Here is a 12,739-nt window from a genome sequence, read left to right on the forward strand (position 1 = left end):
GGCGGCGATCTCTTGTTATATTTAACTACGACATCTACGGTTTAGTGTTGACTGGCTTAGACTGACACTTCTTCCCCCTGAGTATTCAATTTGCAACCGATGAAGGATATCTTTGATTTCCTTCATTCGTTGTTTTGGGGAGTGGAGTAAGAAAGCGTATGGGTTATGATTGATATCATAGGCTTTTTTTGAGGATTCACTAGTGATTTTTAACCTTGATGTCGAACGTGATTCTACAGCGTAGCAGATACATTTTGCATAGAAGGTTGATAGGCTGCAAATTTCTTTTGTTTGCCTTACCGCATTTAGCCAGATGTCAGATTCGCTATGTTTGACCCGAAAATAAGTCATTTCAGGGTGATTTTGTTTAAACCAGCGGTCTCTTCTGGGGTCATTGAGTAGATAGTATGCTTTTTTGTCGTGAGCATCTTCATCAAACTCAATGACAAACTCATAAAAATCATCAGTTACTAGCTTGATATGGATATCGGTACGGTATCGCCCTATGACTTTTTGAGGTGTAATCGTACATGTGCCTTCATTAGGATAAATTTCATGAAGAACTTCAGTTAGCTGAGCACAAAACGCATCTTCGAATTTAGAGCGATACGCTTTGATTGGAAGGTATGTTTGCGTACGCTCTTCTATCTTTTCTATCGCCTTCTGATATCGACCATTTTGAGTGCTATATGTGAGTAAGACTAACGCTTCTATAGCAGTCACGGTATCATCTGACGTTAAATGGTCGAAAATTTCAGGGCGACATAGCTGTTTAATCTCGTCAGGAGCCTTAGCTGCCTGCTTTCGAAGTCTATTAATCCACTGTTGTGGGCGTTGTCTATTGAGTTCAACATACTGATAGAGATTTCTAATCTTTATTTCACCATCACAGAAGATAGGAGGGTATCTTAAATAGCCTTGTCGCATTAGTTATTTCTCCCATTCCAGATGTTAAGGGGAGAAAGGTTAAGCTTTGGCGTTCTATCAATAAGTTCTTTCTTAATTGGTGTAGTATAAGCACCGTATCCTCGTCCTACTGAGCCTTGAGCATGCCCTGTAATGCTATTCTGGACATCTTCCCTCTCTCCACGATTACGGCAGTATGTAATGAATGTATGCCTAAAGCTATGCGTTGGCTTGATATCAGGATTATCTATCCCATGTTTACGGATGTATTGACCGAACCAACGAATAAAGTTGTAAGAGTACTTACCCGCAGAATTGCGTTGACCCGAAAATAGGTAATTCTCCCGACTGTTAACGTAATCCATAAAGCCGAGTTCGATTAGATGGTCATGCAAGGGGATTATGCGAGTATTACCGGTTTTAACTGACTGGTTTTCCCCCATTTCAACCTGAATACAAGGGATGCCATTATCTTCAATGATATTCTGTCTATATAGCTGGCAGATTTCCTCAACTCGGGCACCAGTGTAATACAGGATGATAGGAACCCAATATGCCATTGCGCCATGAGGTGATTCCTCCCCTGCAAATAGAGGGAGATTGAAAATGGAAGTTACTTCACTTTCACTAAAGGTGTAATGGTTATTATTAGAACGCTGACGTTTTTTCTTGGGGATCTCAGATATTGGATTTGCTTGTAGTAAACCATTTTCAACGGCAACACGGAATATGGCTGATAATGCCATTAATAAATTTCTCACGCGTTGAGGACTAAGCTTATCACCTGTGAGTTCAGCTTGTTGTTGTAGCGTTAGCTTTTTAGTTGCCTTTGTTGGGCGAAGAGGTTGCATCTCCATTAAAGAGCGAAACTTCATGATGTCTTCTTTAGAAATTGCTTCGATGGGTTTTAACCCAATGAATTCACTAAAGCGATTAGCCGCAGTGGAGTATTCCTTGATTCGTTTTTCAGCTCTGTTTGGCTCATCTCTGAAAATTTGCTTTTTATATTCTTCAAATAGCTCACTAAATGATATTGAGGTTGTGCTTTCTTCCTGTATTTCAGTCGCTTTATACTCAGGAAAGATGCCCACCACCAGCATTTCTACTGCTTGGTTTCTATAGTCAGCTAATCGCCATGCTAACTTGATTCTCCATCTTGGTGTCAGTTCTACGGGGAAAAACTCTATTGCCTCTGCCAGTTCGTTTTTAACTAGCTGTAGGATTTCAATATCGAGTTGTTCTGATTTAATCGATGGGTATGGATCTGATAATCCCAGCATTACGCTGATATCTGGAGGAGTGTAGCTAGTACTTATGTTATTTTTTTGTCTTAAGTACTCAACAATTGTTCTACTTTCAATCGTAAGGTCTAAACCATGAGGGTAATCGAATAGATAGCGTTCTTTGATGAGCTCCGGCTTGGAAAGGATAAAAGTCGACCAGACGGATGCAATACGTTCGATATCATCATCTGTGACGGACTGTTCAGCTTTGAGGGTTTTTCTAGCGTGCTCTATTTCAGCTTGCATTAAGGCAGTAACGGCTGGAGCTCTAAGTTTTGCTTCTGCAAGATCTTTAGTTTTTAGTGAACGCTTAATCTCACCTTTTCCAAGCGTGTCTTGAAGTTCGGCAGGGACTGCCATTCTGAGGGTGTAAACCCCGTGTCGGTTCTTAGTTGGCTGTATCATCGTACTCATGAATGTACCACCATTCTGTACCACCGTGAAGCGATTACGGTGATGGGTGAAAGATGAAATTCACTGATGAACCAATAAGTTAATGATATAGAAAGCAAAAACCCCCGCCGAAGCGAGGGTTATAAATGCGTGGTGCCCGGACTCGGAATCGAACCAAGGACACGGGGATTTTCAATCCCCTGCTCTACCGACTGAGCTATCCGGGCAACGGGGCGCATTAAACCGTATTAGGCTGTTCTCGTCAATGCATTTTTAATAAAAAAAACCATTTTCGTACTGAGTGTTTTCTTTTTCGACAAAAAACGTCTGTTTAACGCGCGAGTGAGTTAAATTTAACTTAATGCGCCTTTTTTACGGCATAACGCGATAGTTAAAATATCTTCTGAAAGCTGTTGGGCAATTTCAACATCATTGACATCGCGATTAATCAACAAGCGATTCAAACAACCTTCTAAGACCAGCTCCATTTGATTGGCGACTAACTCGGCATCTTCAATATCTAATTCATCCAAGAGTTGCTTAGTAAAGTTGAATGAATTGGCTTTTTGTAGGCGGCTTAATTGGTGAATAGGATGTTCTGGGTCAGGATAGTAGTTACAGGCAGAGATAAATAAGCAGCCTGGGAAGCGTCCTTCACGGACTTTCTCTGTGAGCTGTTGATAGCGTGCCATGAGCTTTAATTGTGGGCTTAGTCGCTCATCTAATAACGTCTGACGCTGCCATACTTCAATTTGTTGTCCATGATAGCGTAGAGCGTCATAAACGAGCGCCTCATCATCAGGCCAAAATTGGCGAAGGGTCGTAAAATCAGATTCAACTTCAGTCAATAAACTCTCTGTCGATGCGGATAACCCTTGTTTTTCTAACTGGTTTAACGCATGGCTTAAAATAGTGTCGCGCTGGATACTCATTGTTATCTCCATCACAAGATTTGCTGATTTTGCCATCATAGCAATGTTCAAAGTTGATTTATAGGCGTTGATTTTGTCACAGGTATGACGGTCATTGAGGGGAATTGAGGGAGAAAAGGACTGAAAAGAGGTAGAGAGGATGGCTCCTCTCTATACCTAACAAATTGTTTAGTAGAAAGTTATTTCTAGTTAAGCAATTTTCTCTCTATATCAATATCGATATGATAAAAATCGAAAATATTTTGTAAGAACTCATCAATATCGTGCTTTTTTAACTCTAAAGCATGCAAAATTCCCAAAAGATTTTGAATAGTAATCGCATTGACACCTCGCTCATAGCGAGAAATTTGTTGTTGGCTGATGCTTAAACGAGAAGCTAATTCAGCACCCGTGAGTCCAACAACTTTACGGCGGCGTTTGAGAAATGAACCAATATAGGTAGACACTTCATGGTTATCGAATCGTTGGTTAGTTATCATGATCCCTCCATGCGAGAATGATTAAGACAATATTATTCAAAGATAATTAAATATTATTATCTTTAATGGGCTAGAGTAATCGAAAATTGACTAGGTCAATTTGGGGATATTTAACCGCTAAGTTAAATTAATTACCAATATTTATGACGGATTGATAGGCTATTTTCGATAGCTAATAGCTATTTTAAGTACGCAAATCAAGAGTGCAAAATTAAAGTTGTTTGGGTTTTTATTTTAATCATCTTCAGTTATTTAGTTTATTAAACTAGATTATTGGTTTTTTGGTGTATTTTTATTGTGATAAACACTGGCTTGTTTTTCATGGGAATAACGAGGAAAATAATAATGAAATATTAATTAAGACATGTGCTGTTACACTTATATATATGTTATTCATAAATATGTTTCGAGAGAAAGATTTATATTTACTTCGTCATAAATATATAGATTTGTTTATTGATTATCGATGTTATTTTAAATAGTTTATCAAGAATAATAATAAATATTAGAGATTGTAAATAAGGAATACAGATTAATGAAAATTATCATTGCACCTGATTCTTTCAAAGAAAGTATGAGTGCGGACATTGCAGCTCAGTCAATCATTCATGGTTTTCAACGGGTGTTTCCTGAAGCGGAATATGTGTTGTTACCTGTTGCTGATGGTGGCGAAGGAACGGTTGATGCATTAGTCGCTGCGCGGCATGGCAAAAAAGTGTCGGTGAGAGTCGCTGATCCTCTCGGTATGCCGGTGACGGCGCACTATGGATTATTAGCCGAAAGTCAAACTGCGGTCATTGAAATGGCGCAAGCCAGTGGCTTGATGTTAGTGCCTATTGAGCAGCGCAACCCGATGCTGACAAACAGCTATGGAACGGGGCAGCTGATTGCGCATGCGCTTTCCCAAGGTGTTAAGCAAATCATTTTAGGCATTGGTGGTAGTGCGACCGTGGATGGTGGCGTGGGAATGTTGCAGGCTCTCGGCGTCAAATTTTATGATGAAAATCGGCAGTTGCTTGGGACTTCCGGTAACAGTCTCCCGCAAATTGCTCATATTGATATTCAGCATCTTGATTCACGCTTGTCCCATTGCAAAATTGACGTGGCTTGTGATGTCAGTAACCCTTTAGTTGGCAAGCAAGGCTCCGCGGCAGTTTTTGGTCCGCAGAAAGGGGCGACTTCAGAAATGATTGTGGAATTAGACAAGGCTCTGGATCAGTTTGCGGGTCATCTTCAGAATTTAACAGGAACGGATTATCGTTACCTTGAGGGCGGTGGTGCCGCAGGTGGGATAGCTGTTGCTATTGCTGCATTACTCGGTGGTGAGCTTAAATCAGGTATTGAGATTGTGATGGCGGCTTTGCAGTTTGAGCAACATTTGCAGAATACGGATTTGGTGATTATTGGTGAAGGCAGTATGGATGGGCAAACCGCAGGAGGAAAAGCGCCAATAGGTATCGCGAGACTAGCAGCAAAACACCAAATTCCAGTCATTGCACTGAGCGGAGTATTAGGCGAGGGCATTGAGGCGTTGTATCAAGAAGGTGTGACGGGAGTATTCAGTATTTTACCGCGCTTAGCCCCACTCAATGAGGTTCTCAAACAGGGTGCAGAGAATTTAGAAAACGCTGCCTTTAATGTGGCTAATGTTTTGAATATTGGTCGTCATTTGAAGAATAAAAATTAAAAAATTTACTGATGGAAAATATGGCGTTTTTTCCGATATTTATTTTATATGCACTTTTTCCGATACCATGTAGCGATGTAATTTGGTAAATGATGGGTTAATAAAGCAATAAACAAAAAAGAATAGGTAAAAAGATGCTTAACCCGACTACATTTGTCCCACTGAAAATCATCGCTTCTGGCATTGCATTGCCAGCCCATAAAGTTTTATCAGTGGATTTGGATAAGCAGCTGAATAAGCCTAGCGGTTATGTTGAAAAACGCTCAGGGATCCGCTGGCGCTATCATGCATCGAATAGTGATAGCCAAGCGGAGCTCGCCGCCGAAGCCATTCATGATGCATTAATTCGCCATCATATTGACCCGTCCACTGTTGACGCTTTAATTTGTGCATCAGCCATTCCTGTGCAAGCACTGCCTTGTAGTGCCGCGCATATTTTGGCTCATAGTAAACTCTCTTCCGGTATTGCTTGCTTTGATATTAATGCCAGCTGTGTGAGTTACTTATCCGCGTTGCAAGTTGCTGGCGGATTGCTCGCGACTCACCAATATCAGCGAATTGCGATTGTCTCTGCGGATATCGCTTCTCGGGGGATCGATTGGGATCATGAAGAATCTTCCTTAATTTTTGGTGATGGCGCAGCCTGCACCCTCGTCGAACGTGGCGATGGGAAGAGCGGTATTTTAGCATTCCGTTTGGAAACCTATCCTGAAGGATTAGATCTCTGCGAGATCCGTGCAGGGGGGACACGCTGTAATCCGCGCTCAGGTATGGAGCCCAGTGACTTTTTATTTCACATGAAAGGCAAACCATTATTTAAGATGGCATCCGCCATGGTTGAGGATTTCATGCATAAAATACTCTCTCAAGCGGGAGTGAGTTTAACGCAAATTGATACAGTGGTGCCCCATCAAGCGAGTCACTTATCCTTGGAACATATGCGTAGGCGTCTTGGTGTCACCGCCGAACAGTTAGTCGATATCTATGCCACACATGGCAACCAAGTGGCGGCATCAATTCCTTCAGCGTTACATGACGCGATTATGACCGATCGTTTTTATGGAAAATCACACGTGATGTTGGTAGGAACGGCAGCAGGGCTGGCTTTATCGGCGATGGTACTTGTGCCATGAAAATTTTAGTCACCGGCGCAACCAGTGGGCTTGGACGGAATGCTGTTGAAACGTTGTTACGGGAAGGGCACGACGTGGTGGCTTGTGGGCGTGATTTAGCTGTCGGGCAGACATTGATGGATGCGGGAGCGACATTTATTCCCGTAGAGTTGGCACAGCTTACTTGTGAAGCTGCTCGCGAATTAATGGCGGGATGTCAGGGGGTTTGGCATTGTGCCGCGCTATCGGCTCCTTGGGGGGAGAAAAAAGCCTTCGAAGCAATTAATTGGTTGGCAACCAAAACATTGGCACAGACAGCGGCAAAAGAAGGAATTGAGCGGTTTGTGCATATTTCTACGCCCGCGATTTATTTTAATTTTACGCACCAAAATAATATTCGTGAATCAACGACTAACACGCAATTTGCGAACGATTACGCTCGAACTAAATTCCTTGCGGAGCAAGAGATTGCCAAGCTAGTTCCCGATTCTCCCTTGACCACTTTTGTGATCTTACGACCTCGTGGACTGTTTGGTGCTTACGATCGTGTTTTACTGCCACGTTTGATGGCTCAAGTTCGCGCTCGTCACGGCAAACTTGTCTTACCGGCGGGAGGTAAAAATGCTTTTGACCTCACCTATGTCGATAATGTTGTGCATGCCATGTTATTAGCAACAGAAAAACCGCTAAAAAGTGGCTCGATATTTAATATTACAAACCATGAACCTCTGCCATTAGCCACAACATTACAGGCACTTTTTGCACAAACTGGTACATCCTGCCAGATTAAATCTGCGCCTTATCCGTTGTTATATGCGGTGGCATTGGGTTTAGAAAAATGGGCGATGATACAGAAAAAAGAGCCGCTATTAACCCGTTATAGCCTTGGCGCTGCCTATTTCACGATGATTTTGAATAACGAACGTGCTCAAAATGAGCTCGGTTATACTCCGCGTTACTCGATGGCGGAAGGCATTGCACGTACAGCACAATGGTTGCAAGAAAATCAAGAGGGCGTTCAATGATGAATATTCGGGTATTTGAAGTTGGTTACTGTACCCATCCCGGCTGTGTTGCACTCAAAGGTGCCAGTATGAAAGCGTGCAAATTCCCTGCACGTGCATGGTTGATTGAAGGTCAAGACCAACGTTGGCTGTTCGATACGGGGTATGCTGACCATTTCTATGACCATACCCGCGAGGGGATTATGCGGTTGTACCGTGCAGTCACGCCAGTTTATTTCGATACTCAGGATGCGTTAGTGTCCCAACTTAAGGCAGATGGTATCGAGCCTGCCGACATCACTGGGGTGATTATTTCTCATTTCCATGGTGACCATATTGCGGGATTGCGAGATTTTCCCAATGTCCCTTTTATTTGTTCTGGCGATGGCTGGGAGAAAACCCGAGGATTAACGGGTTTTTCGGCATTACGTAAAGCCTTTGTGCGCGGATTGATACCCGAAGATTTCGAAGAAAGAGCGCGGTTTTATGAAGGTTTTGAGCATATTGAGCTGCCCGAAGCTTTAGCCGAATTAGGATTTGGTTATGCAATAAACCCTGAAAAAACCTTAATTGCAGTACCGCTGCCGGGTCATGCCGCGGGGCATACAGGGCTGTGTGTCGCGACGGATGACGGCTGGATCTTGCTGGCGGGGGATGCGGCATGGTCACCAACGAATTACCGAGAATTACGCGGACCAATGGCGGTAGCGAATTTAATTATGGATGACCGCCAAGCCTATTACGATACGCTCAATAAATTGCATCAGATTGATAAGCGTCACATACCGATTCAACTGTGCCATGAAGGTGATTTGTGAAGCTGCTAAAAATTCTGTGGTATTACTGGCAAGCTCGCCGACTACGTTTTACCGATCGTGGGGTGCTAGAACGATATCAACAGAGACGATTATCGCGATTTACTCAGCGTTTTTTACGTCGCAGTCCCTATTTTTCGGCGTATTGTGAGCAAGCACTCACTCAATGGCCCGTGATGGATAAAGCCTTGATGATGCGGCATTTTGATAGCATGAACACTCAAAATCTGAAGGTTGATGAGTTATTCGCTTGCGCAAAACAGAGTGAGTTTTCTCGGGATTTCTCGCCAACAGTTGGGCAATTCAGTGTGGGGTTATCATCCGGTACTTCAGGTAAGCGCGGTATTTTTGTGGTCAGCCCTGACGAACAAGCTCGCTGGTCGGGAACCATGTTAGCCAAAATGTTACCCGATGGGCTATTTGCGGGTGAACGTATTGCATTATTTCTACGTGCAAACAATAACTTATATGAGAGTGTGAATAATCGTTGGCTCTCTTTTCAGTTTTACGATCTGCTCGGGGATTTTGATGAGCATCTCGCTGCGCTTAATGAATGGCAGCCTACTATTATTGTTGCTCCTGCACAGGTGCTAGTGGAAATTACAAAGCGTCAGCTACGAGGTGAGTGCTCGCTAACTCCGAAAAAAGTGATTTCAGTGGCAGAAGTATTGGCAGCGGATGATAAGGCATTGCTCCAATCAGTGTTTCTTGATGTCGGTGAAGTGTATCAAGCCACCGAGGGCTTTCTGGGGTGCACCTGTGCCCATGGAACGTTGCATCTTAATGAGGCTTTTTTATATATCGAAAAGCGATGGATTGATGAACGTCGATTTTCACCGATTATCACGGATTTTACGCGGCAAACTCAGCCCATTGTGCGCTATCAACTGGATGATATCTTGGTTGTTAGAGAAACTCCATGCCCCTGCGGTGATGCACAACTGGCTATTGAACGCATTGAAGGGCGTAGCGATGATCAATTGGTCTTAACCAATCAACACGGTGAGCCAATAACCCTGTTTGCGGACGCCTGTAACCGAGTGATATGCAATACTCTACCAACGGAAACAGATTACCGACTTCATCAACAGGGGCAGTTATTCACCTTATCCGCGGATTGTGAAGACGCGGCGCTCTTGGCGTGTAAGCAAGCACTAACTGACTATTTTGAACTGCAAGGCGCAGTGATAGCGCATCTTCAGTGGCAATTCAACACGACCTTGCCTGTGACGACAATGGCAATCAAGCGTCGGCGGATCACGCGGGAGGCGCCATGATAACGTCGATGTCAGTATGGCAGCGTGTGGGGCATTTGTTATTAGGTTGGGGATGCGTTGGGTTTGTCTACTCCTTGACGGGGCATATTTATTCTTCCGCACATATTATTTCCCCCACCGTGATTGATGATGTCATCGGTTATTCGCCAAATTCAGTATGGCTCTATCTCTCTTTTTTCCTTTTTATTCCTTGTGGTTATCTGCTGAGTAATGCCGATAAAGTAAAGCCGTTAATGTGGCAGATGATCCTCTGTGCGGTGCTATCAGGTACGGTATACCTGATTTATCCAACTACAGCAGAATTTCCTCAAAATATAGGTAGCGGGCTGACTCAGCAGGCATTGGCTGGGTTATTGCAGGTAGATACCTCACAAAATATGTTGCCATCTTTACATGTCTCTTTGACACTCATTTCGTTAGTGGCGTTATGGCGACAAGGAAAATTGGCGCTAAATCTACTGTGGGTGTGTTGGGCGTTAGTGATTATTTTTTCAGTTTTAATGCTGAAGCGGCATCTGTTTATTGATGTGGTCGGCGGCATGATGTGTGCATGGATAGCGATAACCGTTGTTCACATACTGTCAGACAATCCGTCACGGAGAATGCAATGAATGAACTGACATTTCCCATTATTTTTATGGTGTTGATCGTGATGGTGGAGGCACTGATTATTGTCCGCCAAAAACAGGTTTCATTTAGCTGGCAAGATGTGGTGTTTAACTTAAATTCCGGTCATATCATGTTATGGCTGTTCCGTGGATTAGAGCTATTTTGCTACGGATTTGTGGTGACACATTTTTCTTTTGGCGTTGTCGATAACTGGCCGACGTGGTTGGTCTGGTTGTTCACGTTGGTGGCTTGGGATTTAGGCTTTTATTGGCTGCATCGTTTGCACCATCGTTACCGTCTTTTGTGGGCCGTGCATGTTGTCCATCACCAAGGCGAGCATTTCAATCTATCCCTTGGCGTGCGTAATTCATGGTATTCCTCATTAACGTCGATACCGTTCTTTTTGCTACTCGCATTAATGGGAGTGCCATTAGCGGTATTCATGGCAATTTCCATTTTGCATTATACGATTCAATTTTTTAACCACAGCGGTTTGATACCGCGCTTTAAATGGTTAGATGCGTGGATGGTGACGCCGCATCATCATCGAGTGCATCACATTAAAACGGGTGGGTATGCCAATCGTAATTTTGGCGGCAGTTTTATTATCTGGGATAAGTTATTTGGTACGTTCTCTGAATCCCCTGAAACACCTCATCAATATGGTATTGGAGGGGAAGCCGCGACAGAAAACCCACTGATTGACAGTAACCGTCCATTTTTACGTATGCTTGGCATTAAAAAAGGGGATAAAAGGACGCGTTCTCCCCGCTATCACATAGGAAAGATAGGCTTGGTTGGCGGCACGTTACTCTTGTTTATGCTGGTGATTGGCTATGTTTATCGCTACGGATACGGTTTTAATGGGACGACACTCGAGCAAATTGGGTTATTCCTCCTTCTGGCGAGCGGGACTGTGGCGCTGTCGGGGCTATCTAGCGGTCAGAATTGGGGAAAATGGAGCTGGTTTGTGGTTGCCAGTATGATGGTGTTGTTGATCATGATGGCAGGATGGATAACGCCATTCTGGCTGGTGGCGAGCACACTGTTATGGCTACACAGTGTGTGTGTGCTCATCGGCATTGGATCAACTGTTGTGGATAGCGATGATGTACAAGCCTAGCCCATTACCTCCGCTGGCGTTTCGTCAGAAAGATGACCTTGCTTTCCATCGTGAATTACAGCGAGCCGCTAACGGATACTTGCAAGAACGCGGGGAGCACCGCTTTGCGGATGAAAAAGCCTTCCTGAAAAGTGCGTTATTGGTTATTGCTTGTTTTAGCACTTATTTTGTCATGCTGAGTTCTCAAGGGAGTGTAGCTTTTTTTATTGGCTACCCACTGTTTATTTTCTTTGCCTTATTATTGGCGATCAATGTGGTGCATGATGCCTCTCATAATGCGGTATTTCAACGCGGATGGGCGAATCGGTGGTTGAATTTCTGGGTGACAATTCCGCTGGGATTAGACCCTGATTGTTGGCGAGTTCGTCATATTCTTTTTCATCATACTCATACGAATATCCGTCATTATGATTTAGACATTGAAGAAAATTTTTTACTGCGCCAAACCCCTTATCAACGCTGGTATCCGTTTATGCGTTGGCAGCATCTGTATTGGCCGCTGATTGCAGCAATGACGTTCCCCGCCCTGATTTGGGGATTTGATTGGTTTGATCGCTTTCATTTCACGCGGGTGGCACCCAAAATGCGCCATCAGGGCGCCAAAGGTATTGGTATATTTTTGCTAAGTAAAATGCTGCATCTTGCATTGGCATTATTATTACCGTATTGGGTGCTGTCCCCTTATGGCATCGGTATTAGCGCATTGCTGGGTGTTTATCTGCTTAGCCAAATGTTCGCGTCATTTATTTTTGTGGTGCTGATTTTGGGTACTCATTGGGCAAAAGCCACCTTTTATACGCCGCCAGAATCGGGACGAATGGCACAAGGATTTTATACTCATACATTTTCAACCACCTACGATTGGCAAACCACACCGACATGGTTGACTTATTGGCTCGGTGGGTTGAATTTACACCTAACGCACCATGTTTTTCCCAATTGGCACCATCGGCATTATCCCGCCCTTGCTAAGATTATTCAGCAAACCGCGCTGCAATTTGGTTTGGATTATCATTGTGTTGACGCCAAAACACTGTGGCGTTATCAACAACAGTTTTTGCGGCGGATGGGTGAGGGGGAAGGGGTTAGGTAAGCAAGATTCACTTACCTAAACATCGA

General features: G+C 43.6%; 12 protein-coding genes and 1 tRNA gene. 8 read left to right on the forward strand and 5 right to left on the reverse strand.

Annotated features, from left to right (window positions below; translation table 11 throughout):
• Window positions 1–21: 21 nt before the first annotated feature.
• From PR795_RS06560 to PR795_RS06580, 5 genes are all read right to left on the reverse strand, one after another.
• Entirely contained in the window at window positions 22–927 is a 906-nt protein-coding gene (locus PR795_RS06560; RefSeq protein WP_272516744.1) for a hypothetical protein, read from the reverse strand.
• Complete coding sequence (locus PR795_RS06565; protein ID WP_272516745.1) at window positions 927–2,603, reverse strand: site-specific integrase; 1,677 nt, start codon at window positions 2,601–2,603, stop codon at window positions 927–929. The genes PR795_RS06560 and PR795_RS06565 overlap by 1 nt, the downstream gene beginning before the upstream one ends.
• A 130-nt stretch (window positions 2,604–2,733) precedes the next feature.
• A tRNA-Phe gene (locus PR795_RS06570) sits at window positions 2,734–2,809 on the reverse strand.
• 126 nt (window positions 2,810–2,935) lie between these two features.
• Complete coding sequence (dicD, locus tag PR795_RS06575) at window positions 2,936–3,508, reverse strand: division control transcriptional repressor DicD (RefSeq protein ID WP_409371734.1); 573 nt, start codon at window positions 3,506–3,508, stop codon at window positions 2,936–2,938.
• A 191-nt stretch (window positions 3,509–3,699) separates the two neighbouring features.
• A complete protein-coding gene (locus tag PR795_RS06580) occupies window positions 3,700–3,993 on the reverse strand; it encodes a helix-turn-helix domain-containing protein (protein ID WP_006658533.1) in 294 nt (97 codons plus the stop codon).
• A 535-nt stretch (window positions 3,994–4,528) separates the two neighbouring features.
• Here PR795_RS06580 and PR795_RS06585 point away from each other — a divergent pair.
• The 8 genes from PR795_RS06585 to PR795_RS06620 all read left to right on the forward strand — a co-directional run bounded on the left by PR795_RS06585 (window position 4,529) and on the right by PR795_RS06620 (window position 12,713).
• Entirely contained in the window at window positions 4,529–5,680 is a 1,152-nt protein-coding gene (locus tag PR795_RS06585) for a glycerate kinase (protein ID WP_181480279.1), read from the forward strand.
• A 134-nt stretch (window positions 5,681–5,814) separates the two neighbouring features.
• Entirely contained in the window at window positions 5,815–6,813 is a 999-nt protein-coding gene (locus PR795_RS06590; protein WP_181480278.1) for a 3-oxoacyl-[acyl-carrier-protein] synthase III C-terminal domain-containing protein, read from the forward strand.
• A complete protein-coding gene (locus tag PR795_RS06595) occupies window positions 6,810–7,817 on the forward strand; it encodes an NAD-dependent epimerase/dehydratase family protein (protein WP_181480277.1) in 1,008 nt (335 codons plus the stop codon). Before PR795_RS06590 ends, PR795_RS06595 begins: the two co-directional genes overlap by 4 nt.
• Window positions 7,814–8,614, forward strand: a complete 801-nt coding sequence (locus tag PR795_RS06600) for an MBL fold metallo-hydrolase (RefSeq protein ID WP_036978147.1) — start codon at window positions 7,814–7,816, stop codon at window positions 8,612–8,614. The genes PR795_RS06595 and PR795_RS06600 overlap by 4 nt, the downstream gene beginning before the upstream one ends.
• Complete coding sequence (locus PR795_RS06605) at window positions 8,611–9,888, forward strand: F390 synthetase-related protein (RefSeq protein WP_181480276.1); 1,278 nt, start codon at window positions 8,611–8,613, stop codon at window positions 9,886–9,888. Before PR795_RS06600 ends, PR795_RS06605 begins: the two co-directional genes overlap by 4 nt.
• A complete protein-coding gene (locus PR795_RS06610) occupies window positions 9,885–10,499 on the forward strand; it encodes a phosphatase PAP2 family protein (protein WP_006662604.1) in 615 nt (204 codons plus the stop codon). The genes PR795_RS06605 and PR795_RS06610 overlap by 4 nt, the downstream gene beginning before the upstream one ends.
• Window positions 10,496–11,620, forward strand: coding sequence for a sterol desaturase family protein (locus PR795_RS06615; RefSeq protein WP_181480275.1), 1,125 nt, complete (start codon window positions 10,496–10,498; stop codon window positions 11,618–11,620). The genes PR795_RS06610 and PR795_RS06615 overlap by 4 nt, the downstream gene beginning before the upstream one ends.
• A complete protein-coding gene (locus PR795_RS06620) occupies window positions 11,607–12,713 on the forward strand; it encodes a fatty acid desaturase family protein (protein WP_181480929.1) in 1,107 nt (368 codons plus the stop codon). Before PR795_RS06615 ends, PR795_RS06620 begins: the two co-directional genes overlap by 14 nt.
• Window positions 12,714–12,739: the final 26 nt, after the last annotated feature.

Origin of the sequence: Providencia sp. PROV209, assembly GCF_028479485.1 — a bacterium.
GTDB classification, from domain to species: domain Bacteria; phylum Pseudomonadota; class Gammaproteobacteria; order Enterobacterales; family Enterobacteriaceae; genus Providencia; species Providencia alcalifaciens.

Excerpts from the sequence above, each read along its gene's own strand:
- PR795_RS06620 (WP_181480929.1), top strand. The coding sequence starts at position 11,607 with ATGTACAAGCCTAGCCCATTACCTCCGCTGGCGTTTCGTCAGAAAGAT.
- PR795_RS06585 (WP_181480279.1), top strand. The coding sequence starts at position 4,529 with ATGAAAATTATCATTGCACCTGATTCTTTCAAAGAAAGTATGAGTGCG.
- PR795_RS06610 (WP_006662604.1), top strand. The coding sequence starts at position 9,885 with ATGATAACGTCGATGTCAGTATGGCAGCGTGTGGGGCATTTGTTATTA.
- PR795_RS06580 (WP_006658533.1), bottom strand. The coding sequence starts at position 3,993 with ATGATAACTAACCAACGATTCGATAACCATGAAGTGTCTACCTATATT.
- PR795_RS06590 (WP_181480278.1), top strand. The coding sequence starts at position 5,815 with ATGCTTAACCCGACTACATTTGTCCCACTGAAAATCATCGCTTCTGGC.
- PR795_RS06595 (WP_181480277.1), top strand. The coding sequence starts at position 6,810 with ATGAAAATTTTAGTCACCGGCGCAACCAGTGGGCTTGGACGGAATGCT.
- PR795_RS06600 (WP_036978147.1), top strand. The coding sequence starts at position 7,814 with ATGATGAATATTCGGGTATTTGAAGTTGGTTACTGTACCCATCCCGGC.
- PR795_RS06565 (WP_272516745.1), bottom strand. The coding sequence starts at position 2,603 with ATGAGTACGATGATACAGCCAACTAAGAACCGACACGGGGTTTACACC.
- PR795_RS06560 (WP_272516744.1), bottom strand. The coding sequence starts at position 927 with ATGCGACAAGGCTATTTAAGATACCCTCCTATCTTCTGTGATGGTGAA.
- PR795_RS06615 (WP_181480275.1), top strand. The coding sequence starts at position 10,496 with ATGAATGAACTGACATTTCCCATTATTTTTATGGTGTTGATCGTGATG.